This is a genomic window from Comamonas fluminis, assembly GCF_019186805.1.
Taxonomy (GTDB): Bacteria; Pseudomonadota; Gammaproteobacteria; order Burkholderiales; family Burkholderiaceae_C; genus Comamonas; species Comamonas fluminis.
The window spans coordinates 4,367,555-4,390,849 of sequence record NZ_CP066783.1; the positions used below are offsets into that span (position 1 = coordinate 4,367,555).

Annotated in this window: 17 protein-coding genes and 2 pseudogenes; 8 read left to right on the plus strand and 11 right to left on the minus strand. The window is 57.7% G+C overall.

Translation table 11 applies throughout. The annotated features are described in order from the left end of the window. Positions 1–6: 6 nt before the first annotated feature. A complete protein-coding gene (locus JDW18_RS20155) occupies positions 7–462 on the plus strand; it encodes a pseudoazurin (protein ID WP_218241384.1) in 456 nt (151 codons plus the stop codon). A gap of 226 nt (positions 463–688) precedes the next feature. Then, on the plus strand, positions 689–1,888 hold the full coding sequence (locus JDW18_RS20160; RefSeq protein WP_246610119.1) for an OprD family outer membrane porin: 1,200 nt from the start codon (positions 689–691) through the stop codon (positions 1,886–1,888). 576 nt (positions 1,889–2,464) lie between these two features. Here the strand turns inward: JDW18_RS20160 and JDW18_RS20165 are convergent. Next, on the minus strand, positions 2,465–2,746 hold the full coding sequence (locus tag JDW18_RS20165; protein WP_343216759.1) for a helix-turn-helix domain-containing protein: 282 nt from the start codon (positions 2,744–2,746) through the stop codon (positions 2,465–2,467). A 91-nt stretch (positions 2,747–2,837) separates the two neighbouring features. Between JDW18_RS20165 and JDW18_RS20170 the strand changes: the two genes are divergently transcribed. Next, positions 2,838–3,320 (plus strand): hypothetical protein, encoded by a 483-nt coding sequence (locus JDW18_RS20170; protein WP_218241386.1) that lies wholly within the window; start codon positions 2,838–2,840, stop codon positions 3,318–3,320. Positions 3,321–3,821: 501 nt separating this feature from the next. On the opposite strand, the pseudogene JDW18_RS20175 reads toward JDW18_RS20170, so the two are convergent. From JDW18_RS20175 to JDW18_RS20195, 5 genes and pseudogenes are all read right to left on the minus strand, one after another. Then, positions 3,822–4,064: pseudogene (locus JDW18_RS20175) on the minus strand (helix-turn-helix domain-containing protein); the annotation flags it as partial. A gap of 215 nt (positions 4,065–4,279) precedes the next feature. After that, positions 4,280–4,681: a TetR family transcriptional regulator gene (locus JDW18_RS20180; protein ID WP_218241387.1), complete on the minus strand. Its 402-nt coding sequence runs from the start codon at positions 4,679–4,681 to the stop codon at positions 4,280–4,282. Between the two features lie 12 nt (positions 4,682–4,693). Beyond that, positions 4,694–6,532 carry a site-specific integrase gene (locus tag JDW18_RS20185; protein ID WP_218241388.1) on the minus strand — a complete coding sequence of 613 codons (1,839 nt, stop codon included), beginning with the start codon at positions 6,530–6,532 and terminating at the stop codon, positions 4,694–4,696. Next, positions 6,522–8,147 carry a hypothetical protein gene (locus JDW18_RS20190; RefSeq protein ID WP_218241389.1) on the minus strand — a complete coding sequence of 542 codons (1,626 nt, stop codon included), beginning with the start codon at positions 8,145–8,147 and terminating at the stop codon, positions 6,522–6,524. The genes JDW18_RS20185 and JDW18_RS20190 overlap by 11 nt, the downstream gene beginning before the upstream one ends. Positions 8,148–8,149: 2 nt before the next feature. Further along, positions 8,150–9,304, minus strand: a complete 1,155-nt coding sequence (locus tag JDW18_RS20195; RefSeq protein ID WP_218241390.1) for a tyrosine-type recombinase/integrase — start codon at positions 9,302–9,304, stop codon at positions 8,150–8,152. 245 nt (positions 9,305–9,549) lie between these two features. On the opposite strand from JDW18_RS20195, the pseudogene JDW18_RS20200 reads away from it, so the two are divergent. Then, positions 9,550–10,764: pseudogene (locus tag JDW18_RS20200) on the plus strand (IS3 family transposase). A gap of 271 nt (positions 10,765–11,035) precedes the next feature. Here the strand turns inward: JDW18_RS20200 and JDW18_RS20205 are convergent. The 4 genes from JDW18_RS20205 to JDW18_RS20220 all read right to left on the minus strand — a co-directional run bounded on the left by JDW18_RS20205 (position 11,036) and on the right by JDW18_RS20220 (position 17,687). Beyond that, entirely contained in the window at positions 11,036–11,395 is a 360-nt protein-coding gene (locus tag JDW18_RS20205) for a hypothetical protein (protein ID WP_218241391.1), read from the minus strand. 40 nt (positions 11,396–11,435) lie between these two features. Then, positions 11,436–12,569: an aminotransferase class V-fold PLP-dependent enzyme gene (locus tag JDW18_RS20210; RefSeq protein WP_218241392.1), complete on the minus strand. Its 1,134-nt coding sequence runs from the start codon at positions 12,567–12,569 to the stop codon at positions 11,436–11,438. 155 nt (positions 12,570–12,724) lie between these two features. Continuing rightward, positions 12,725–16,021 (minus strand): acetyl-CoA carboxylase family protein, encoded by a 3,297-nt coding sequence (locus JDW18_RS20215; protein WP_218241394.1) that lies wholly within the window; start codon positions 16,019–16,021, stop codon positions 12,725–12,727. 67 nt (positions 16,022–16,088) lie between these two features. Continuing rightward, positions 16,089–17,687, minus strand: coding sequence for an AMP-binding protein (locus JDW18_RS20220; RefSeq protein WP_218241395.1), 1,599 nt, complete (start codon positions 17,685–17,687; stop codon positions 16,089–16,091). Between the two features lie 165 nt (positions 17,688–17,852). Here JDW18_RS20220 and JDW18_RS20225 point away from each other — a divergent pair, with 165 nt between their 5' ends. Together JDW18_RS20225 and JDW18_RS20230 are read left to right on the plus strand one after the other, a co-directional pair. After that, entirely contained in the window at positions 17,853–18,578 is a 726-nt protein-coding gene (locus tag JDW18_RS20225; protein WP_218241396.1) for a TetR/AcrR family transcriptional regulator, read from the plus strand. A gap of 71 nt (positions 18,579–18,649) precedes the next feature. Beyond that, positions 18,650–19,900 carry a branched-chain amino acid ABC transporter substrate-binding protein gene (locus JDW18_RS20230; RefSeq protein ID WP_218241397.1) on the plus strand — a complete coding sequence of 417 codons (1,251 nt, stop codon included), beginning with the start codon at positions 18,650–18,652 and terminating at the stop codon, positions 19,898–19,900. A gap of 147 nt (positions 19,901–20,047) precedes the next feature. Here the strand turns inward: JDW18_RS20230 and JDW18_RS20235 are convergent, their stop codons facing one another. Further along, complete coding sequence (locus JDW18_RS20235) at positions 20,048–20,779, minus strand: YggS family pyridoxal phosphate-dependent enzyme (RefSeq protein ID WP_218241398.1); 732 nt, start codon at positions 20,777–20,779, stop codon at positions 20,048–20,050. Between the two features lie 37 nt (positions 20,780–20,816). On the opposite strand from JDW18_RS20235, the gene JDW18_RS20240 reads away from it, so the two are divergent. Beyond that, positions 20,817–21,860: a type IV pilus twitching motility protein PilT gene (locus JDW18_RS20240; protein ID WP_218241399.1), complete on the plus strand. Its 1,044-nt coding sequence runs from the start codon at positions 20,817–20,819 to the stop codon at positions 21,858–21,860. A gap of 148 nt (positions 21,861–22,008) precedes the next feature. Beyond that, entirely contained in the window at positions 22,009–23,145 is a 1,137-nt protein-coding gene (locus JDW18_RS20245; protein WP_218241400.1) for a PilT/PilU family type 4a pilus ATPase, read from the plus strand. Positions 23,146–23,295: the final 150 nt, after the last annotated feature.

Here is a 23,295-nt window from a genome sequence, read left to right on the forward strand (position 1 = left end):
TTCATCATGCCAGCTCCCCATTTCGTCCGATGTGCCGCGCTGCTGCTGTGCAGCTTTGCCGCTCCTCTCATGGCTGCAGAAACCGTCGAAATCAAGATGCTCAACCGTGGCCCACATGGCGCCATGGTGTATGAGCCAGAGTTCGTCAAGATCGCGCCCGGCGATAGCGTCAAATTCCTGGCCGCCAGCAGCGGCCACGATGCGGTTTCCATCGCAGGCATGTCGCCCGCGAGTGCGACACCCTTCAGAGGCAAAACCAACCAGGAAATCACCGTCACCATGACCGAGCCCGGCCTGTACGGGGTTAAGTGCCAGCCTCACTATGCAATGGGCATGGTGATGCTGATCCAGGTCGGTGACGACGCCAAGCTGTCTCAGCTCTCGGTTCCCGGTGATATGCCAGAGCAAGCCAAGCAGCGCTTTCAGATCATCGTAGGTCGCGCACAGGCAGCGGCGAAGTAAAGCATGGCAATACCTGTCACACCCAACAATGCCTGCGCATCTCGCAGCCATTGGAACTTGCACCTGAACTGATATTGCTACTGCTGAGATTGATTTGATGAGAGTCCGTATTTTTCGCCTTCATGTATACGCTGCCCTGCTGTGTGGAAGCGGTGTCGCCAGTGCTGGCGCACAAGATGATGCAAAAGGTTTTCTGGAAGGAAGTGCACTCAAGCTGCAAAACCGCGTGCTTGTAGAGCAGCTCGACTATCAAAAAGGAAGCAGCTTTCGCGCTGCCAACGGGCAAAGAGGGCAGATTCTTTCACGAGAGTCGGCTTATGGCCTGATGCTCAATTACGAGTCTGGCTACACGCGCGGCGTGTTGGGTTTCGGACTGGATGCCCATGCCTACGGCGCGATTAACCTGGGTACACAAGCTGATCAGACCCGCGCCACACCGCGATATGTGGCTAAGAATGGGCAGGAGATTGCCGATAACTTCGGGCGCATGGGCGGCGCGCTCAAGGTTCGCATGTCATCGACGGAGTTGAAGGTTGGCGAGATGCGAACCAAGACGCCAATTTTCAGCTCATCCGACACACGGCTGCTGCCGGAAAGCAATCGAGGCTGGCAAGTCATCAGCCAGGACATTCCTTCGCTGACACTGCAAGCCGGACGCTTTACCGGCTGGGCCGACCGCAATGCGCGCAAGAATGGTGCGGACCTGCTGGCCAACTACTCTGGCGTGACCAGCGGCGCTTTCAGCTTTTTTGGCGGTGCATGGGTCACGCCGGTCACGAATCTGACGCTCAGCAGCTATTACGGGCAGTATGAAGACAACTGGAACACTGCTTATCTGGGTGGCTTTTACAAGCTGCCTCTGGCGGACAAGCGAGCCCTGTCGTTCAGCCTGAATATCTATCGCAGCACTGATACGGGCAAGGCAAAGTCTGGCGAAATCGACACCACCACCTGGAGCCTGATGAGCAGCTATGTCATAGGTGCGCACAAATTCGGAATCGGCTACCAAAAGGTCAACGGCAACAACCCGTTTGACTATGTGAACCGGGGCTCCATCTGGCTGGAAAACGCCATGCAGCTCTCCGACTTCAATGGCCCGCACGAAGCTTCCTGGCAGCTCAAATACGATGTGGATCTGGCATCCATTGCAACGCCCGGACTGAGTGCTGGCGTGGCTTACACCCGAGGTTCCGGCATCGACAACAGCCATCTCAATTCCGTGTATGCCAGCTATCTCGGCTATTCGGGAGTCAATGGCAAGCACTGGGAGCGAGACCTGATGCTGCGCTACATCGTGCAGCAGGGTGCCGCCAAGAATCTTTCCTTGCAACTGCGCTATGGCGTGCATCGCACCAACAAGGCGCAAGGAGAGGCCAATATGAATCAGCTTCGACTCCAGGCGGAGCTCCCGTTAGGAATACTGTAATTTTTTACAGTTTCGCGAGTTCGACTCATGTTTGCGGCTGAATCACGCTTCGTTCTGTGGGGGCTAGTTGATTGAAGTGAACCGACCAAGTTTTCCTGCATGGTTTCAGATCTCGGACAACTACCTCTTCAGTTCACGATATGAGCACTCTTGGGCATATAGCAGTCATTCATGTCGGGGGCTTGATAGGCCGCAATCGCTGCACAGCAGTCATTTGTTGACGTTGTGCGGACGACAGCACCGGGTCGACAGCACCTATTCGCGGGCCGAGCTAGCGGACTTCCAGCATTCCGAGAACGCGGGCCTGCTGCTGACCTGAAAAAAAGTCATTGGAGAAGCGACTGCCTTGGCACGCTGAATGACCGCAGTAAAGCAATGACCGATAGTTCACCCATGAGGCCATGAGCTGCAGCAACCGCTGCAAAAGAGTTAAGTCGTTTGCGATGGCCTGCTCCGAGCCTCCATTTCCCCTCAACAAAGTCGACAGGACTACGTGCGAGGTTTATCAAGTCCGGTGTTCCTTGCCGCGCAAACATCGTTCCCATGGCACGTCGTTGGGAGATGTTTAGGTGCGATTTAGGGGGTTGACCGGGCGATTCGAAGCCGTACCGCCTTTACTAAGTCCTCAGGCTCCACTGCCAAAGCTTTGGCCAACTGGAACGTGACACTAAGTGACGGCTGCGTACTAGCCACTTCGAGCCTCGCGATGTACGTGCGATGAACACCTGCCCTAAAAGCGAGTTCTTCTTGACTGATCCCGATCAGGCCACGAAGCGCTTTTACTTCAGCGGCGACTGCTTGACGGAAATTGAGATCGGAAACACTTGGCACCCGCGGACTATCGCGGCCATGAATCACTTGTGCACCAGCATTAATGATACATAATCACCGCCCGCACACCGAGCCAAGGTCCTCTTGGCTTGGATGTGCAAGTTATCTGCGCAATTTCATGTTTCTTACTACAGACGCCAACAAGCATCCTCTTTCAACAATTTACGGTAAAGGCAAACATCTTTGGACAGGTATCGATGTTCAGATACGTCGCCCATGGCTTCTTGTCGATTTCCGGTTAACGCTACGCGACGAAGATGGCGACCAGATCACATGTACGAACACCGTTCTACTCTCCGATTCAGAGGATGTGTTGGGCTTGGCAGCGCAGAACGTCAGAATACTTGCAGTGCAATTGGTGACCCCACGCCATAATTTCCAAAGTGGTGGTTGGGCTATAGATCGCCTGACAGGTATCTGGGAGTGTGACGATCCGGCAGACATTCGCATCAAGGCCAGGGTCTATGCAAAGGAAGACGGCAGCAACCACCTAGACTCTCTGTTTGGAGGGGCAATCGATCACGCTGATGGCTGGAAATTACTTCTGGATCTACCAGCATGCGCTGCGGATGATGAAGGCGACGTCAAAGAGTTTCACTGAGCATTTGTGCTGTAGCTAAAAAATTCTCGTCCATTGCACTTCCGCCCGCGGATCTTTGGCGGTATGGCTAGACGTGTGCATGTGCTGGTTGATACACGGTGCCAAGGCAGTCGTGTTAACCGGCAAACACAACCTTGATCCCATCACTCAGTGGGCCACCGCTCTAAGACAGAGAAGTGGCTAGAAAAAGGCAGTGGTTGCCTTGACCAATAAAAATTCTCGCATCCCGTGGGCACAGATAACACTTGAGCGATCCTACGAAGCTGCGCAAATCAGTCTCGCCCCATGCAGCCAGCTTCGGCGATGGCACTAACGCCGCGCGGAACTTGAAGTGTCCGAAGTAGATACGCTTGGATTCAACTGTAGAAGAACCGAACTGCCCCTTTGTCTGAATCCTGGAAGGGGGTCAACTTAACGCCTTACTGGTCATGACCAGATTTTTTGTTTTTTTTGGTCACCAATATCCGGAACAGGCGGTCAAGTGAACCGGAATACGCACTCCAGGGCGTAGGCTATGACTGCTGCTTCAATGGCGTCATCGACACGATTCTTCGGATTGGGTTTGCGTCGAGAGGTCTGGATCAGGGCCTCTACGCCACCTTCTTCGTGGGCATGCTGATAGCGATAGAAAGTGTCACGGGACACGCCCATGACTTTGCATGCCTTGGAGATATTGCCCAGCTCACTGGCCGAATTGAGCAGGCCGACCTTGTGCCGGATGATGGTTTGGTTGAAACTGTTCATGAGGTTTCTCCGTTGGGCGCACTGCGCCCGGATTGATAAAGATTCGTACCCTTATCAAAACGGGAAACCTTACCTGTTGGCAAGGCCCACTGTCAGATCAAGTCTGAACTTCTACATCTGATCACTCGCGGATTTTTTAGGTTCACAAATCGACTTTGTTCTGCATCGTCTGCACTTACATTTTGCATCATTAACGCAGCGATCACCGTGCGGGACTATGTATCCGAACCTTTCGCGTGAAGAATTGAGACCACTTTCCCAGTGGCCATGCCGTTGAGCAAGGCCACTTCGTTCAGAAGCCTTTGGTTGATCGATGCGAGCTTGGCGAGGTCCGCACGCGTCTCAGCTAGTTCTCGACGCAATGAGCGGTTGATCTCACGCTCGTGAACGAGCTCATCACGCTTGGCATCGCGCTGGGTTCGTGTCGCTTTTCCAATCAGACCTCTGATCTTTTCAGCAAAGTCGGGGTAAGTGTTGTGAATCAAGGCAGGGGTGATCCCGGCCATTTTCGCAACGGCAGAAATGGACACCTTGCCACGGCCAGCTTGCAGCTCTTCAATGGCCCGCTGGATCTCATCGATGGTCTTTTTGCGGCTACGCGCCTTCGGGGCATTCATGTGAAGCTCCATTCATATCAGGCCGTCTGACGTGTTCGGCAGCACGCCAAGGTCCTCCATGACCTGACGCGCCCACTGAACGTCACGCTCAGCACGTTGCTTGACCGCCGGGCCAGCATCGTCAATGTCCAGCAATTCGGTTTGCTGCGCATAGATGCCTTTCCAGGTTTCGGTGAATGACTCATCAATGACGCCGTTTTTGCATCCAACACACCTGGTTGCCTCATATAGGCCTGCGCCACCGCAACCCTTTTCCTGTGCCAGGCACCACCCGTGACCTGTGGCGCGGATATGAACCTGAGCTGCCGTCTCAGCCAACAATGCAGTTCGACTCTCCAAGGCGATGACGCGCAACTTTTTGATTTCATGTCCCGCGCCACCGCTCAAGGGTTGCCCGCCAAGCCAGGATTCAATCAAATCCACCTTGAACTCGGTCATCTCTTGCAGCACCTCATCAAATAGTGATGCATCCTGCATGGGGTTGGACGCATACAGTTGGGTCATGCTGATGCTGGAATGTTTGAATTGCCATTTCAAAAAGACTAGCGACGCGCGCCCCATGCGTGACTCCACAATATTGCGCGCATAGGTCCTTCGGCACTGATGGGGAGTCAATAACCAATCCGTCTGCGCCGCCCGCGCCAATCGACGGAAAGAGACCTTCGAGCCACCACTGCACAAAGCATCAACGTGATAGCCCGCTGATTTGCTCTGCCCAGACTCGCTTGTGCAAAGAAATAGTTTTCGGATGTCTTTCCTCGCCTTTGCCAACCGCAGCATTCGCCCCTTGACGACCCGAGTCTCTGCACTGGACTCTAGCTCCGCAATTTCATGGGCCAGCTTTTCTTGAAGGGGCTTTGCATATCGGTTCATTAGCTCCAGAACTTTGACCGTTAGCGCTGGTATCAGAAACTCCACTTTTCCTTTTCCGGTCTTGTGTTCGGTGGTGGCCACCCAGTGGAATTCGATACCCTCCCTCACTTCGCTGCGCCATGACCCGGTCTCGATCCCGATCACCTCCTCATTGCGCATGCCACTGGTTATCGACAATACGTAAAGCGCTGCATCTCGAATGCGGATCAGATTGGGATTCCTTAATCGCAGCTTGCCGGCGTCATGTTGGTCCAGAGTCTCCGGCGCCTTTGCTAGAACAGCTTCACAATAATTGAATATCTTGGACTGCACGTCAGGCGGGATGACGGGTGTCTTTCCCGCTTCAGCTCTCCTGGATTGGCTGCCTGCTTGCCTTGCTCGTCCACTAATACGCCAAAGCGAGCTGTCACCCCACGGGCAAGCGGCCAGCTGGAACGAGGTCTCGTTACGAAACACCCAGAGAAAGTCCAATATTCGCAAGCTTTCGGAGACGCTATGAGCGCTACGAGTAAGCCGTGATTTGGTGTGATGAACATAGTTCGCAACGTGAATCGGCTTCACTTGATCGAATCTTTTGATATTCAACGTCTTCAACCACCGCATCAGTGGAGTGGCCGAGACGATGGCCGTCTTACACACCCCCCCCGCTACGGGCGGCTTGGAGCCTGGTAGCCCGCGTTTGAACCATGCATACAAGACGGCTTTGCAGTCATCGACCAAATCTGGCGAGCAATCCTGTGGCCAGCGGATGTACTTCTGACTATCGGCTACGTTGGATTGCTCAAAGTAGGGCCTGAAGTCCCAAACAGAATCGCCGAATCTGGATAGAACGTGGCTACTTCCATCCGAACCAACTACGGCACTGACCACGATACTGAACCGGTCTTGATTAGACAGCCCTTTTGTGGAAACGGGTTGGACAGCTAATAGGTCATACGCCTTAGGGGTTACCTGCACGGCGGCTGCGTTAACTGCCATAACGTACCTCTTTTCTCATTCGCGATTGAAGAATGCGGATTGCCCAGAAGGGATGAGGCTCCTTCTGGGCGAGCGCCTTGGCTTGCTCCACCATTTCTGGGAAGAAGCTCTCAACCGCCAATCGGTCGATTTGCGCAATGAGATCTTGATGGTGGCTTCGCCACTCATGCCACTCCCCCATGGCGTAGTAATCCATCTCTGACATTAAGAAGCGCTGGAAGCTGAAGAGCCGGTGCAAGTCCTTGACGGTCCCTACAATGGCATAGCTTGGGCATCCAAAGCAATGCGTGAATTCCGCACAGTGTGTAGTGCCGTCTTTGGGTGCAAGCGCACCTTGCAAACTATCCTTGCAACTGCCCGAGGGTGTTGGCACGAGGTCGTTCCCTCGGAGCTTGGCTGGCAATGTTTCACCAACGAATTTCGCGCCTTCCGCTTTGGAGCGCTCATCGAGACGCAAGTAATGGTTATCTGCAACCTGAGGGGAGTGCCCCATCACTTCAGAGACGGCAAGCAAATCACCATCACTGAGTTTCCAGAGGCGGTTTTCCATTGTTTTGCGCAGGCGCCCAGGGGTCAGCCGCAATGGTGTTCCATCATCTGCCATCAGTCCGTGGCGTTGGACGATAGCTCTGGTTTGTTCGGATAGGCTACCCGTATTCAGGCAAAGCGTTTGCCCATTTCGTTGTCCGCGTCGAGCTGAGCGGTAAAGCCAAACACGATCTCTTATGGCATCAGGGGCAGTGGGAACGAGGATCTGCGTCATTTCCAACGCCTTTTTGAGCACCGCGACTCCATCCATGGGAATTGATGCTGCAAGGTCATGAATATGGGTCTGACGCAATGACGTTGACTGCGCGCCCTTTCCTCTGCGTTTGAAGGTTCTGACCACCATCAGGTTCGGCATGAAAGGGTGTTGACCCAAACAATCCCGCTTCATTTCCAGAAGAGGGGTGGTGTTGATTCCCGAGCGCATACTAATGATGAGTATCAGAACCACAATGGCTTCTGATTCCAAACCATCGAATCTTCCATGGTGAATTGCAATAAGATCTGCCTTGAGTGATGCGGCCAATTGCTGCATTTCGGAGTGACTTAGCGGGAAGTCACCGCGCGTCACTTTTGCATTCATCGGAAATGGGTTGGCTGGCAGCAAGATCTCATGTTGTTGGTCGATGAATCCGTAATCTATCAGGCCGACCACCACCGACTTGAAAGCGGAGTAATAGTTCTTGGCAGTGGATCCGTTTGGGTATTTGAGCCTGAGCCACGCGATGTAACGTGTGACATCCTCCGGGCCTAAATCCGATGGACTCGATGGCATGCCGCCAATGCAATTGCCTGTGAGGTATGGTAGAAACACTTTAAGTCCATTGGACGCAAAGCTCACGATGGTCGCCACCGAATAATTCCCACTGTGGAGCCGTGCCTTTAATACCGTAGTTGCCGCCCGAACCCAATCGTCGAAGCCAAGCCCCAACCATGGACGCAAGTCAATTAGGTGGTGGCCCCTTGGATTGGGAGGCAGCGCGACCATCGCCTCGGTCTTTCCCTGGTCAGCGACTAGGTCGGTGGCAATTTTGGATACGTTTGCTTTATAGTTCTTGACGCGAGCCATCATTAACGCCTCATCGCGATTGGATCGCCGCCATGGGCGAACAGCATGTCCATCTCATCTTCGTGCGCTAACACGATTTGTGCGTCCAACTGATTGATCAAATGCAGGTAGATCGCAGTGGTTTGCACATCAGAGTGGCCCATTCGGTCACGGACATAGAGCAACGGCTCACCCTGGAAGACCGTGCTTTTGCGAAGGGCTGACAGTGTGTAAGTTCCATAGGTATGCCGCAGCATATGCGCTCTCACTGGGAACCCAACTTTTTTTTCGATAGCTTTCATCGCATCGACGACTGCGCCTTTCGAGAACTCCGTTCCAAGCTCGGTCAGTACGAGGGCAGCAGGGGCCTGCCCCGTTCTTTGCCGTCGCACTTCTCGCTTGTGCAGAGAATAGGTCCACATATCCTCCATGAGCGACCATGGAACGTCCACACTTCTAGGCTTGCCATACTTGATGTGCATGTCAGCGGGTTCCAAATTGATGCGGATCATCTGCCCAGGCGTCAGCCCCCTTCGAGTCCTGGGGTTGAAGACATATGTGAGTGGAAAGGTTCGCGCCTCGCAGGATCGCATCCCGGTCCGCACCATCAGGTTGAACAAAAGCGCATGGCTCGGGTCGAGCTTTACCCCAAGGCATTCCCTGACTTGTTCTTTGATCAAGAATTTGATAGATGTCTTACGCTCGCGAGCCAGCACTGTCGGTTTTGAAATCACTCCATTCGAGCGATCCACATGGGCAAGAAAGCCCTGATGCAATGGCGTGCGAACGTTGCGTATGCCAAACGGTAGATGGGTGATGTGACCCTGGTGTTTGCACCAATCGTAGAACCGCACCACCAGATTCAGTCGTTTATTCACGGTGCTGGGATTCAGGCCTAGTTCGCCGAGCGACCAGTCGCGATACCTGGCCACAACGCTCAGTCCGTGTGGCTTGAGGCCCTCATTCCAGGTCAGTTCATTTGCAGACAAGAACGCAAAGTAGTCGTATAGCCTGCGGCCATACGCTTCCCAGGTGAGCTTGCTCTCAATGCCTCCATGGGTAATCAATGCGTGCCACAGGAACGACTGTGCAGGCTCCAAGGGCCACCCGTCATTGGAGAGAAGCAGCGGGAAGCCTGCAAAGGATCGCCCCTCAAGCATGAAATCCGCAGTGGCCATGACAAGCCTCACAGACCCCTCTCTTTCAAACGCTTAGTTGCGGCCTTGAATTTAAGGCCATAAATGCGCATAACCAATTCGATCGCGCTACCGCAGCCACAGTCATTGTGCACATCCAAAAACGTTGGTCCGATGCACAAGAATTTCCAATCATAGCCAGCGACATAGCCAAGCCATGAGATAGCCCCCTGAATCTCCGGACACGGTCCGTCGTTTATCTTTGAGATAGGCATAGGACTGTGCGTATGACTAGACATACAGAGACGATTGAGGTCATCACCCGGGACCAGCGCAGGCGACGCTGGTCGGCTACCGAGAAGGCGGCTTTGGTTCGCAAAACTTATGAGCCAGGCATGAGCGTGTCGCTCGTGGCACGCCAGGAGGGTGTGTCAGCGAGCTTGCTATTCACTTGGCGGCGACTGGATCGTGAAGGCGCGCTGGTGGCCGTGAGCGTAGGCGAAGCGGTTGTGCCGGCTTCGGAACCGGCCGCAGCTCGCGCCGAGATCGCCAAGCTGCAACGTGTGCTGGGCAAAAAGACCTTGGAGAACGAGATACTCAAGGAAGCCGTGGAGCTCACTGCCGCAAAAAAGTGGATTGCGCGCTCGCCCTTGTTGCCGGGGGACGAGCAATGAAGTCGGTCTGCTCAGTGCTGGGCGTGGCGCGCTCGAATCTGTATGTACGCCATCGCAGGCCCAGTGACTGGCGAGATGACCGCAGTGGCCGTGCGCCAGCCCAGGATGAGGCATTGCTGGTCGATATTCGCCGCCACATTGCAGAGTTGCCCAGCTATGGCTATCGCCGCGCCGGTGCGCTGCTCAATCGAGAGCGACGCTCGCAAGGTCAACAGGTGCTGAACAACAAGCGCATCTATCGGGTCATGGCCCAGCATCGACTGCTGTTGCCCAAGGCGCCCAAGCGCCGGAATTCGAGCCGTGTTCACGATGGCCAGGTCAGTGTGCCGATGAGCAACATGCGCTGGTGCTCTGACGGCTTTGAGATCAAGTGCGATTCGGGCGAGACGGTCACAGCCACCTTCGCCAAGGACTGCTGCGGACCGGGAGATCCTGGCCTGGCGAGCTTGGAAGGGCAAGGGGCTTGCGGGAGAGCCGGTGCGCGATATGCTGGTGGAAGCCGTGCCCCTGGAGCATGAATTGGAGTTCCTCACCGACAACGGCAACGCCTACATCGCGCACGAGACGCGTGGCATTGCCAGATCGCTGGGCTTGAAGCCGATCAACACGCCCGTGTGTAGCCCGCAGAGCAACGGCATGGCCGAGAGCTTCGTGAATACCTTCAAGCGCGACTACATGAGCCGTATGGACCTGCGTGACGCGACGGTGCTGGCGCAATTGCCGGATGCGTTCGAGCACTTCAACGAAATCCACCCGCATTCGAGTTTGAAGATGATGTCGCCCAGGGAGTTCCGACGACGGCAGAATCACCCCGCCCATCAGGGCTAACTTAGCGACTGGATGGTGTCCGGAACTATGGGGCAAGATCAGCCATCGGGTGGTTAGATCACTCGGTCTTGGAAGGAGCGAGGGATGTTCTTTGATGTGATTAGCAAACAGGCGCAGGACGTGGATGGAATCCATCTCCCGCCACTGCGCCAGTTCCAAGTTATCTACAGATTCCATTGCGCCCCAATTCCTCTCCCAGCCCCTGATACTCGTCTCAAAAAGACGATGAATCCGAATGCCAAAATGCAGGAAGACATGGCGAGTCATGCTACTAACAATCTTGCTCCGTAAGATCATTGAAGCTCAGCTCCACCTTCCGTCCGCTGGATTTCCAGCGATCGTTATCCCGCGTGCTGTCATTGGGATGTGCATTGAGCATGCGTCCGCCAGAAAGCAGTCTGAACACATAGCGGCGCGCAGCCTCGCCTGCCGCGCTGTACTGAATCATCCAGCGGCTTTCCGTCAGAACTTCACCGCCATCCGCAGGCTTCTGGTCAGTTGCCACGCCTCGTTCACACAGATCCCCCTGCGTCACTCCGGGGCGTGCAGGCGCGCGTTTGGCCTGCGCCACCTGCATGGATGCAGTCACCAGCAGCGCCATCACACAAAGGGTTTTTAAAGGCAGTTTCATGCAGCTTCCTTTTTAACGCTGGTGACTGTGCTTTCGGGTATCAGACGCCAATATCGTCCAGCGCCTTGCGCAGATGGCCGGTGGTGCGTTCGGTGTTGTGCCACTTTTCCAGCCCGAACAGGCCCAGGCGGAAGGTCTTGAAATCAGGCCCTTCATCACACATCAACGGTACGCCCGATGCGGTTTGCAGCCCCACCTTGGCAAAAGCACGGCCGCTTTGAATTTCAGGGTCTGTGGTGTAGCTGACCACCACGCCCGGCGACTTGAAGCCCTCTGCCGCCACACTGGGGAAGCCGCGCGACTCCAGCAATGCGCGCACGCTTTGGCCCAGTGCAATCTGTTCATCGCGCACCTTGGCAAAGCCATATTCACGCGTTTCCAGCATCACATCGCGCAGGCGCAGCAGTGCATCGGTAGGCAAGGTCGTGTGATAGGCATGCTGGCCTTTTTCATAGCCTTCGGCAATCTGCATCCACTTCTTCAGATCGCAGGAGAAGCTGGAGCTTTGCGTGTGCTCAATCGCCTCACGCGCACGCTGCGACAGCATGATCATGGCGCAGCAGGGAGAGCTGCTCCAGCCCTTTTGCGGCGCAGAGATCAGCACGTCCACGCCGGTCTTTTCCATGTCTACCCACATCGCACCCGAGGCCACGCAGTCCAGCACAAACAGCGCGCCCACTTCGTGCGCCGCATCGGCGATGGTGCGCAGGTACTCGTCGGGCAGCAGGATGCCGCTGGCTGTTTCCACATGCGGGGCAAACACCACCTTGGGGCGCTCCACGCGAATGGTCTCGGCCACATCGGCAGCGGGGCATGGTGCCCAGGCGTCCTGCGCACCTTCGCCCTGCTTGCGCGCCTTGCAGACGACAGAGCCGCCGCCCAGACCGGCATCGGCGTCGAAAATCTGCGTCCAGCGGTAGCTGAACCAGCCATTGCGCACAATCAGCACTTTTTCGCGATTGGCAAACTGGCGCGCCACGGCTTCCATGCCAAAAGTGCCGCTGCCCGGCACCAGCACGGCGGTGTGGGCGTGGTAGACCTCTTTGAGCACGCCCAGAATGTCCTGCATCGCACCGACAAACTTTTTGGACATGTGATTGAGCGCCCGGTCGGTGTACACCACCGAGAATTCGAGCAGGCCATCGGGATCGACGTCGGGAAGCAGTCCAGGCATGAAATATCTCCATTCACCCGGGCCAAACGCCGGGTTTTGTTCTCTTGATAACCCAGCTTATCACGCGTTTTAAGGCTCCCAAAAATTCTCAAAAAACATAGCTTCAAGCGCCTTCAGATAAAGCGCTTGAAGCCATTTTCATCATCGTTGAACACTTACCAGGTATCGACAAAACCTGCGGCCACATCGCGCAGGCGCGCCCCCGCCAGCCCCTGCACCAGCCAGACACGGGTATCGGCGGGGTCAATCACGGCATCAATCTCCAGTGTGGCGGCCATGTGCATGGCTTCGCCGTGCGCATACTGCTGGGCCAGCAGCTTCTGAAACAGCGCTTCGCGCTCAGGGCCTTCGGGCAGGGCTTCCAGCTCTTTGCGAAAACCCAGCCGCACCGCGCCTTCCAGCCCCATTGCGCCAAATTCACCCGTGGGCCAGGCCACGTTGAAGATGGGCGCGTGAAAGCTGCCAGCCGTCATGCCCATCGCCCCCAGGCCGTAGCCCTTGCGCAGCACCACGCTGAAGTACGGCACGCGCAGCTTGGCGGCCATCACAAACAAGCGGCTGACATGGCGCACCTGGGCGGTTTTTTCAATCTCCGGCCCCACCATGAAACCGGGGGTATCAACCAGGCTGATGATGGCAATGCCATGCGCATTGCACAGTTGCATGAACCGCGCCGCCTTGTCCGCCGCGTCGGCATCAATCGCGCCGCCCAGGTGGCCGGGGTTGTTGGCCATCAGGCCCACAGGCCGCCCTTCGATGCGGGCCAGCGCGGTGTGAATACCCAGGCCAAAGCCGGTGCGCAGCATCAGCAGGCTGCCTTCATCCACCAGACCCGACATGGCCGCACGCGTGTCGTAAACGCGCAAACGGTTCTCTGGCACCACATGCCGCAGCTGGCGCGAATCGGGTGCAGACCATTGGCTGGTGCGCCCCTGAAAGAACGACAGATAGTGCCTGGCAGCGGCCACGGCCTGCGCTTCATCGTCCACCAGAATGTCGATCACGCCGCTGGCATGCTGCACGCTGGCCGGCCCCACCGCTTCGGGCTTGAAAACACCCAGCCCGCCGCCCTCAATCATGGCCGGGCCACCCATGCCGATATTGCTGCTGCGGGTGGCGATGATGACGTCGCTGCAGCCCAGCAGCGCCGCGTTGCCCGCAAAGCAGCGCCCATGCGTGATGCCCACTACGGGCACCACGCCCGACAGCGCGGCATAGGCCGCAAAGGTGTGCACATGCAACCCCGCCACCACGGGCGTATCGGTATCGCCGGGGCGGCCACCGCCGCCTTCGGCAAACAGCACCACGGGCAGCTTTTGCTGCAGGGCAATACCCAGCATGCGGTCGGTCTTTGCGTGGTTGCGCGCACCTTGCGTTCCAGCCAGCACCGTGGCGTCGTAAGACATGACGATGGCACGCGATTTTTCTTCACCAAACTGCGCCGCGTTGATGGAGCCAATGCCTGTCACCATGCCATCGGCTGGCGTGTTGGCAACCAAGTCCTCCAGACTGCGGCGGCGCGTTTGTGCGGCAATGGCCAGCGCGCCGTATTCGATAAAGCTGCCTTCATCGCACAGGTCGGCAATGTTCTCGCGGGCACTGCGACTGCCCTGTGCATGACGTTTGGCCATGGCTTCGGGCCGCGCCGCATCCAGCGTGAAAGCATGGCGATCTTTCACGCGCTGCAAGTCTGCGCGGATGTGCGCCGGGTCTTGCACCTGCTGGGCCAGTTCGGCATGGGCGGCGTCGCCCTGCGCAGCATCCAGCAGCAGCAGGGGCTGGCCCTGCACCACATAAGAGCCCGGTTGCACCAGACACTGCTGCACGGTTCCCGCACGCTCGGCCAGCAGCACATGCTGCATCTTCATGGCTTCGAGAATGCCTAGCTCTGCGCCCTTGGCCACCACATCACCGGCGGCCACCGACCACTGCACCACCTTGGCGGGCATGGGAGCGAGCACTGCATTTTCAGGAGCTGGCTGCGCTTGATCTGTAATGCTTTCCAGAGAGTTTTGCGTAGATTCAGAGACAGAATAAGCGCTATCAGCTATTATTTTTGCAGCATCCAACAGCTCTGGCAACACCTCTTCCAGCCAGCGCGTATGCACTTGCTGCGTCTGCATCTCGGGCCGCTGCGCCAGCGCTTGCAGCAAGTGGACATTGCTTGCCAGGCCGCCAATACGTGTGTCGGCCAGCGCACGCTGAGAGCGGCGCAGCACATCCTCAAAACGTGGCGCGTTGCTGTGCACGATGAGCTTGGCCAGCAAGGTGTCGTAATGCGGCGAGGGGCTTGCGCCCTGCTGCGCATGGCTGTCGATGCGAATGCCCGGCCCTTGCGGCCAGCGCAGATCGCTGATGCGGCCGCTGCCGGGGCGCGACTGCCCTTGTGCATCCAGCGTTTCAGCGTTGATGCGCCACTGCATGGCATAGCCGCGCGGCTGCGGTGGCTGGCTCACATTCAGGCCCAGATCGAAAAAATGATCGCCCGCAGCAATCGCAATCTGCGCCTGCACCAGATCCACACCAAAGACCTCTTCGGTAATCGTGTGCTCCACCTGCAGGCGCGGGTTGGCTTCGATGAAAACATAGGGCAGAGACGGGCTGTTCAAATCCACCAGAAATTCAAACGTACCCAGGCTTGCGTACCGAATTTCGGAGGCCATGCGCAGCGCATCTTGCGTAATGCGTTCGCGCAGCGGCTGCGGCAAGCTGGGGCTGGGCGCAATTTCCACCAGCTTCTGAAAGCGCCGCTGCAGCGTGCATTCACGCTCGCCCAGCGCCAGCGGCCATTCGCTGCCGTCGCCCAGAATCTGCACCTCGATATGGCGCGCGCCAGTCATCAGCCGCTCGACATAGACCCCATCAACACCAAACGCAGCCTGCGCCTCGCTACGGCAGCGTTCATAGGCAGCAGCCACCTCATCCGCACGGGTCACGGCGCGCATGCCGCGACCGCCGCCGCCGCCAATGGCTTTGATCATGATGCCGCAAGCACCATCGGCCTGCTGCTGCACAAAAAAGTCTTGCGCCTGCGCCAGCGTCACCGCCTCCTGGCTGCCGGGCATCAGCGGCACACCGCACTGCTGGGCCAGCGCACGGGCTTTGGCCTTGTCGCCCAGCAGCGCCAGTTGTGTGGGAGTGGGGCCAATAAAGCGCACATTCGCTGCTGCACAGGCCCGCGCAAAGTCTGCGTTCTCACTCAGAAAGCCATAGCCGGGGTGCAGTGCTTCACAGCCATGAGTTTGGGCAATTTCCAGCAAATGCGCGCCATCCAGGTAGGCTGCGGGGCCACTTGCGTTCAGTGCCACTGCCTCATCGGCGGCTTTGACATGCGGGGCATCCGCATCGTCTTGCGCATACACGGCCAGACTGGGAATGCCCAGTTCGTGCAGCGCACGAATGACGCGCAGGGCAATCTCACCACGGTTGGCAATCAGGACTTTTTCAAACATAGAACTTTCGTTTTGATAGCTGCTTGCGCAATCTTTTCAAGGGCTTGAGACCTGTTTCACTCAATACTCAGGGAATGTCTTTGAGCAAACGCCTGAGCACTTTGCCCGCCCCCGTGGCAGGCAGCGCATCGATAAAACGCAGCTCGCGCGGCGCCTTGTAGCTGGCCATGTGTTCTTTGCACCAGGCCAGCAGTGCATCGGCCTCCACGCTCTGGCCCGGCTTGCGCACGATGAAGGCGCGCACCACCTCGCCTTTTTGCGCGTCTGGCACGCCAAGTACAGCCGCCTGCGCAATGGCGGGGTGCTTGATGAGAATGGTCTCAACCTCTTCAGGGAAGACGCTGTAGCCCGAGACCTTGATCATTTCCTTGAAGCGGCCGATGAAGGTGAGGTAACCGTCCTCATCAAACTTTCCCATGTCGCCGGTGTACACCCAGCCGTCCTTAAGCGTCTTGGCCGTGGCCTCGGGCTTGTTCCAGTAGCCCTTGAAATTGCCAGGACCGCGAATGATGATTTCGCCCACTTCACCCGCAGCCAATGGAGCGCCGGTTTCGGGGTCGATCACTCGAATTTCATTGCCCGGCACGGGCTTGCCATGCGTGCCCCAGCGAATGGCATCGCCGGGCATGAAGGTGTCCATGGTGTGGGTTTCGGACAGGCCGTAGGCCGCCTCGGCAGAGATGGCATGGGGTGCAAATTGCCGCCATTTATTGGCCAAGTCTTCGGTATAGCTGATGCCAAAGCTGGTCACCGTATTGCGGCGCAGTGCGCTGAAATCCATCTTTTCCACACCCGGCACCTGCATGACAGCCACATTCATAGGCGCAATGCTGTACCACCAGCTGACGCGGTAGCGCTCTATGGCCTGCGCCACGGCCAGCGGGTCAAAGCGGTGCAGCAGCACGCAAGGCGCGCCAGAGTGCACGGGCATGTTCACGCCCATGGACATGCCAGCGATGTGATAGAGCGGCGCCACTGCCAGCAGTACATCCTGCGCGGTCACCTCTGTCACCTCGGAAGCGCCTGCCGTCTTGTACGCCGCGCTGCCAAAGCTCAGCATCGCACCCTTGGGCAGGCCGGTGGTGCCAGAGGTATAGGTCATCAGCGCCACATCGTCCATCCTCACGGCCACGGGCTCAGGCCTTGCGCCGCTGTGCATCACATCCCAGACTGACTGCACGCCTTGCGGCAGCGGCTGCATGGGCGCTTGCAGCTCGGGCGGCAAGGCCAGCGTGGGGCTGGCGGGCAACCATTCGGCATAACGCACCGCCAGCACATGCGTCAGCGACGTGGTGCTGCGCACCTTGTCCACCACCGGCAGCAGCACATCAGCCGCGATGATGATGCGCGCCTGCAGGTCGTTGAGCTGATATTCCAGCTCATGCTCCTTGTTCAGCGGCCCGCAGGGGCAGACGATGGCCCCGATTTTCTGCACCGCGTAATGCGCCACGATGTACTGTGGGCAGTTGTTCATGAACAGCGCCACAGGCTCACCTTTTTTCACCCCCAGCTGCTGCAGATGCGCGGCCACGGCATCGCTGTAGTCATCCATTTGCTGCCAGCTGATGTGCTGGCCGTACCAGATGTAGGCATCGCGCTCGGGATGCTTTTTTGCATTACGACGCAAAGCCTCAAACAAGGGTGTGAGGGACGCAGAATCAGCCATGGGTGTCTCCTGGGTGTCTTTCTGAAACCGAGTCCTGGCGCCAATTTTCTGACTTTCTCAGGGATTGCCTTAGGTCAATCTTCGCCTCGGTGTCTTGTCAATGTATACCCACTGGTAGAACATTACTACCCATCGGTATAACGAATGCGACACACGAAAACCCTCATGCCCGCAACGTCCAAAAAGACAGGCCAACCCCCTTCTGCACCAGCGGCTCCGCGTGGTCGCCAGCGCTTTCCCACAGCGGGTTCTGACGAGAAACGCGAGCGCATTCTGAAAGCTGCAGAAGCGCTGTTTGACCGCAACGGTTACGCCAACACCACCATCGAGCAGATCGTGCAATCGCTGGGGGTGACCAAGCCTTTTGTGTATTACTACTTTCGCAACAAGCAGGAGATTTTCGAAACGCTGTGCTGGACGCCCACCGAGGCCTGTTTCACCGTGCTGGACTTCGCGGCAGACGCCCCTCGCCCCGCGCATGAAAAAGCGGTGGACGGGTTGCAACGCCTGATTGCCGCCACCATCGCGCATTACCCCGCAGGCTTTTTCCCCTACCGCGAACCGCAGGCCTTCAGCCCCACCTATCTCAAGGCATCGCGTGCGGTGGCGCAGAAGTTCTACCGCGATTTCTGCGAACTACTGGAGCAAGGCCGCGCCAGCGGGCACTTTGACTTTCGTGAAACACGCATCACTGCCCAGGCCGCCTGCAGCCTGCCCGGTTTTCTCTACAACTGGTACCAGCCCGGCGGACGCCTGGGCCCCGCCGAAATGGTGGTGGAACTGACCGAGCTGGCCACACGCGTGCTGGGCCTGCGCATCAAGCCCATCCCGCCCGGCGCAACAACTGCTGCGCGCAAAACGACCAAGCGCAAACCATCAGCCACCCTTTGATTTATTGCCCCTTTTCCCTGCCGTAAAGCCGCCACACCACCACCCTTTCCTCATCTTCAGGAGACACCGTCATGTCCATTCGCTTCACAGCCATCGCTGCAGCGCTTTGCGCCACTGCTCTCAGTGCCGCCCATGCGCAGACCGCAGAGCCCTTCAAGATTGCATTCATTGACCCACTCTCAGGCCCATTCGCCAATGTGGGCGAGCTGATGCGCAACCATGTGCTGTATGCCGTTGATGATGTGAATGCCAAGGGCGGGCTGTACAACGGTGCCAAGTTTCAGATGCTGCAGTTCGACAGCAAGCTCTCGGCCCAGGAAAGCCAGAGCGCGCTGCAAGCCGCCATTGACCAGGGTGCGCGCGTGGTGGTGACGGGTGGCTCAGGCTCATCGGTGGTCACGGCGCTGGTGCAGGCTGCGTCGCGCTACAACCAACGCAATCCGGGCAAGGAGGTGCTGATCCTCAACCACAGCTCCATCGACCCCGAGCTGACGGGCAAGTCCTGCAGCTTCTGGCATTTCATGTTCGATGCCAACACCGCCATGCGCATGCAGGCGATCTCCAACTACATCAAGACCCAGCCAGAGATCAAGAAAGTCTTTCTGCTCAACCAGGATTACGCTCACGGCAAACAGTGGGCGCACTATGGCCGCGACATGGTGGGCAAGGCCCGACCTGACATCCAGTTTGTGGGCGAAACCCTGCACCCCATGGGCCGCATCAAGGACTTTGCGCCCTATGTCTCCAAGATGAAGGAGGTGGGAGCCGACACCGTCATCACCGGCAACTGGGGGCAGGATTTGACGCTGCTGCTTAAATCTGCCGGCGATGCGGGCTACCCACTGCGCTATTTCAACCATAGCGCGGGAGGCTTTCCTGGCACCGTCACCGCTGTTTCTCAAGCCAAGATTGGCCAAGTCACCTGGGTGGCCGAATGGCACCCCGGCATGGCCGATCGCCCTCTGGCCGAAGCCCGCGCCAAGGAATACAAGGCCAAGATGAACCAGGACTTTCTGGCCCCGCGCATGGACCTGGTGCCCCGCATGCTGGCCGCAGCCATTGCCAAAGCACAGTCCACCGAGCCCGTGAAAATTGCCAAGGCGCTGGAAGACATGCCCATGGACACCGTCTTCGGCCCCGTAAAGATGCGCGCCAAAGACCACCAGTTGCTGCTGCCTCAGGTGGTCAACACCATCGCCCCCGTGGATGGCAAAGCCGTCAAGACAGGCTGGGAAGGCACGAACTACGGATTCAGAACCGATGCGGCTTACGCCATGCAGCAGGTAGACCTGCCCACCGAATGCCAGATGAAAAGGCCATAAGCACAAGCCTAAAAACTGGCGTGACCTGACAAAGAGACAGCGAGCAAGGGCCGCCCCGCAGCGAGGCTGTCGTCGCCCTTCCTTAGCGCGCAGCGCGTAGAGAGAGGGGGAAGCCGCGCAGCGGCTCAGGGGGTGTCCTCAAGTTCTTCAGGGGGTGGGCGCACCGTAGGTACGCCTCCCAAATATCCCGCTCCCCACTCGCACCATGGAACTGCCCGCCACCACAGCAGCCTCCAGGTCACCCGTCATGCCCATGGACAGGGTGTCGAACTGCTCCAGACCCGGTAGATTACTGGCCTTTATTGCATCAAAAACGGCTGCAGCTCTTTTATGAACTGCGCATTGCGCTTCAAAATCAGGAGCATCATCCGGAATACTCATGATGCCACGCAGCACCAGATGGGGCAGCTTGACAATGGCCTCGGCCAGCGCCAGTGCGTCCTGCGGCATCACGCCAGACTTGGTCGCACCACCATCCACATTGACTTGAATGCAAACATTGAGCGGCTGCATTCCCGCAGGGCGCTGGGCCGACAGGCGCTCGGCAATCTTGAGCCTGTCCACGGTCTGCGCCCAGTCAAAGTGCTCGGCTACCAGTTTGGTCTTATTGCTCTGAATCGGGCCAATGCAGTGCCATTGCAGTTCGTCGCCACCCGGCAGCGCCATGGCGCGTACGGCGGCAATTTTTTCCACCGCCTCCTGTATATAGTTCTCACCAAAGCTGCGCTGGCCTGCCAGCACCGCTTCGCGCACAGCATCCGCACCAAAGGTCTTGGACACCGCCAATAGTTGCAGCGATGTCACGGGGCGGCTTGCCTGAGCGCAAGCCGCAGCCATGCGGGCATGAATCTGCCCCAGATTGTTTTCAATCGTCGTCATAATTGCCGCCAGAGTATCAAATCAGGGAGGGCTGTCCGTGGACATCACGCAATTGCTGGCATTCAGTGTCAAGAACAAGGCTTCGGACTTGCATTTGTCCGCAGGGCTGCCGCCCATGATCCGTGTGCACGGCGATGTGCGCCGCATCAATATCGATCCGCTGGACCACAAGACCGTGCACTCCATGGTGTACGACATCATGAGCGATGCCCAGCGCAAGCAGTACGAAGAATTTCTGGAAGTGGACTTTTCCTTCGAAATTGAAGGGCTGGCACGTTTTCGTGTGAATGCGTTCAACCAGAACCGTGGCTCTGCCGCCGTCTTTCGTACCATTCCCAGCAAGATTCTGACGCTGGAGCAGCTCAACGCGCCCAAGATTTTTGGCGAACTGGCCCTGAAGCCACGCGGCTTGGTGCTGGTGACTGGCCCCACGGGTTCGGGTAAATCCACCACGCTGGCGGCCATGGTCAACTACCTGAATGAAACCGAATACGGCCACATTCTGACGGTGGAAGACCCTATCGAATTCGTGCACGAATCCAAGAAGTGCCTGATCAACCAGCGCGAAGTCGGCCCCATGACGCTGTCGTTCGCCGCCGCGCTGAAATCTGCACTGCGTGAAGACCCAGACGCCATTCTGGTTGGTGAAATGCGTGACCTGGAAACCATTCGCCTGGCCATGACCGCTGCCGAAACTGGCCACCTGGTGTTTGGCACGCTGCACACTTCATCAGCCGCCAAAACCATCGACCGTATCATCGACGTCTTCCCCGCCGAAGAAAAAGAAATGGTGCGCGCGATGTTGTCCGAATCGCTGCAGGCCGTGATTTCGCAGACGCTGTGCAAGACCAAGGACGGCCAGGGCCGCGTGGCCGCGCACGAAATCATGCTGGGCACGCCCGCCATTCGTAACCTGATTCGCGAGGCCAAGGTGGCGCAGATGTACTCCACCATCCAGACCAGCCAGAACGTGGGCATGCAGACGCTGGACCAGAACCTGACGGACCTGGTGCGCCGCAACGTCATCAGCGCAGCCGAGGCACGCAGCAAGGCGAAGATTCCTGAGAACTTCCCTGGGTAGGCTATTACCCCCTGAGCGGCTTTGCCGCTTCCCCCTGAGGGGGACGACAGCCTTTGCTGCGGGGCGGCCCTTGCTGGCTGTCTCTCGATTGGGTTGTGCCAGTTTTTAAGAGTGGCTCCTGCTTGGAGCCACTGCCAAAGGAGTGATCATGGAACGCGATCAGGCCAGTAAATTTATCAACGATCTGCTCAAGCTCATGGTCAGCCGCAACGGCAGTGACCTGTTCATCACGGCGGAGTTTCCGCCCGCTATCAAGATTGACGGCAAGGTGACCAAGGTGTCGCCGCAGCCGCTGTCGCAGTTGCACACGCTGGCACTGGCGCGCTCCATCATGAGCGACAAGCAGGTGGCCGACTTTGAACACACCAAGGAGTGCAACTTCGCCATCTCGCCCGCTGGCGTGGGGCGCTTTCGTGTGAATGCCTTTGTGCAGCAGGGCAAAGTGGGCATGGTGCTGCGGACAATTCCGACCACGTTGCCTACGATTGATGGCCTGGGCGTGCCCCAGATCCTCAAGGAAGTGACCATGACCAAGCGCGGTCTGTGCATTCTGGTGGGTGCCACGGGCTCAGGCAAATCAACCACGCTGGCGGCCATGGTGGACTGGCGCAATGAGCAATCCTTCGGCCACATCATCACCGTGGAAGACCCCGTGGAATTTGTGCACCCGCACAAGAACTGCGTGGTGACCCAGCGCGAAGTGGGGCTGGATACCGAGAGCTGGGAAGCGGCGCTCAAAAACACGCTGCGCCAGGCCCCTGATGTGATTCTGATGGGCGAAATTCGCGACCGCGAAACCATGGAGCACGCAATTGCGTTCTCGGAAACCGGTCACCTGTGCCTGGCCACACTGCACGCCAACAGCGCCAACCAGGCGCTGGACCGCATCGTCAACTTCTTCCCCGAAGAGCGCCGCCCGCAGTTGCTGATGGATATCTCGTTGAACCTGCGTGCCATCGTCTCCCAGCGCCTGATTCCCAAGCAGGATTCCAAGGGGCGCGTGGCCGCGATTGAGGTGATGCTGAACTCTCCCCTGATTGCCGATCTGATCTTCAAGGGCGAGGTCGCCGAGATCAAGGAAATCATGAAAAAGAGCCGCAACGTGGGCATGCAGACCTTTGACCAGGCGCTGTTTGACCTGTTCGAGTCCAACCTGATTACCTATGAGGATGCACTGCGCAACGCGGACTCGGTCAACGACCTGCGCCTGCAGATCAAACTCAACAGCCAGCGTGCGCGCACACAGGATCTGGCCGCGGGCACTGAGCACTTGACGATTGTTTAATCCCCCTGAGGCGCTTCGCGCCTTCCCCCGAGGGGGACGACGCCATCGCCGCGAGGCGGCTCTTGCTCGGCCTCTCTCCGTTTAGAGTGCGCCAGTTTTGTAGCCTGGGCGCTAACATCGTGGCTTCGTTCCGCAAGCATTCGAGGATTG